We start from the raw sequence: 2,007 nt of genomic DNA, 5'->3' as shown, positions 1-2,007 counted from the left end.
CGGTCCGGTCCGCTGCCGTCGCGGCCGCCGCACCTGGCACCGCGACCGCGCCCGGCACCGCGCCCGGACCCGATGTCGCGGCCGGCACGGGCAACGGCCCGTCCCCGTCGGGGCTTCCCGCGCCCCGGCGCGGCCGGCCCGCTCGCGGCGCTGACGACGTGGTGCTGCTGGGGGTGCGGCACCACGGACCCGGCTCGGCGCGCGCGGTGCGGGCCGCGCTGGACGCGTACCGTCCGGAGGCCGTGCTGATCGAGGGGCCGCCGGAGGCCGACGCGTTGACCGCGCTGGCCGCGGACCCGGCGATGCGGCCGCCGGTCGCGCTGCTCGCCCACGTGGCCGACGATCCGGCGCGCGCCGCGTTCTGGCCGTTCGCCGAGTTCTCCCCCGAATGGGTGGCGATGCGGTGGGCGGCCGAGGCGGGCGCCGCCGTACGGTTCATCGACCTACCGGCCGCGCACACCCTGGCCCTGCCCGCGGCCGAGCCGGCCGAGGACGCCCCCGCCGGGCCCGACGCCGGCTCCCGTCCCGACTCCGAAAACGCCCCCGACGCCGATTCCGACGTCAACTCCGAAGTCGCGGCCGTCCGGATCGACCCGCTGGCCGTGCTCGCCGGGACCGCGGGATACGACGACCCGGAGCGCTGGTGGGAGGACGCGGTCGAGCACCGGGGCGGCGGCGCGGACGACGCCGACCCGCTCGTGCCGTTCGCCGCGGTCGCCGAGGCGATGGCCGCGATCCGGGCGACGTACGGCGACGGCGGCGACCCGCGCGACCCGCTGCGCGAGGCACACATGCGGCTGCGGCTGCGCGAGGCCCGGCGGGCGTACGCGCGGACGGCCGTCGTGTGCGGCGCCTGGCACGTCCCGGCGCTCGCCGAGCCCGCCCCGGCCACCGCCGACCGGCAGCTGCTCAAGGGCTTGCCGAAGGCGAAGGTCGAGACGACATGGGTGCCGTGGACCCACCGCAGGCTCGCCCGGGCGGGCGGCTATGGCGCGGGGATCGACTCCCCGGGCTGGTACCAGCACCTGTTCACCGCGCCGGACCGCCCGGTCACCCGATGGATGACGAAAGTCGCCGGACTGCTGCGCGACGAGGACCTGCCGGTCTCCTCGGCCCACGTCATCGAGTCGGTGCGGCTGGCCGACACGCTCGCCGCGATGCGCGGCCGCCCGCTTGCCGGCCTCGGCGAGACGGTCGACGCGGTGCGGGCGGTGATGTGCGACGGCTCGGAGGTGCCGCTCGCGTTGATCCGCGACCGCCTCGTGGTCGGCGACGTGCTCGGCGAGGTCCCGCCGGACGCCCCCGCGGTGCCGCTCGCCCGCGACCTCGCCCGGGAGCAGCGCCGGCTGCGGCTGAAGCCGGAGGCGCTGGAGCGCGAACTCGACCTCGACCTGCGCAAGGACATCGACGCCGGTCGCAGCCGGCTGCTGCACCGGCTGCGGCTGCTGGGCATCGACTGGGGCGAGCCGAGCGCCGGGCGCGGCGGCAAGGGCACCTTCCGGGAGACCTGGAAGCTGCGCTGGGAGCCGGAGTTGGCGATCCGCGTGGCCGAGGCCGGGATCTGGGGCACCACGGTAGGGGCCGCGGCCGGCACCCGCGCGCAAGAGGTGGCGGTCGCCGCGCCGACGCTCGCCGACGTCACCTCGGTCGCCGAACTGTGCCTGCTGGCCGGGCTGTCCGACGCCCTGCCGACGGTGATGCGGGTGCTCGCCGACCGCGCCGCGCTGGACGCGGACGTCGCCCACCTGGCGGCGGCGCTGCCCGCGCTGGTTCGCGCGGTCCGGTACGGAGACGTCCGCGGCACCGACTCCGCCGCGCTCGCCCGGGTCGCGGCCGGGCTCGCCGAGCGGGTCCGGATCGGCTTCCCCCCGGCCTGCGTCAACCTCGACCAGGACGGCGCGGCCGCGCTGCGCACCCACCTGGACGAGGTCCACCGCGCCATCGCCCTGCTGCCGGAGCCCGAGTCCGCGGGGAAGGCCGAGCCTGCAGAGAGGGCCGAGCCTGCGG

At 78.1% G+C, this 2,007-nt stretch carries 1 protein-coding gene; it reads left to right on the top strand.

The annotated features are described in order from the left end of the window. Positions 1 to 158: 158 nt before the first annotated feature. Positions 159 to 2,007: DUF5682 family protein (locus AC13HU_RS36305; protein ID WP_483046259.1), on the top strand; the 1,849-nt coding region annotated here is incomplete at its 3' end.

The organism is Streptomyces sp. NH27, assembly GCF_056859195.1.
This window is presented reverse-complemented; position numbering and strand designations above follow the sequence as displayed.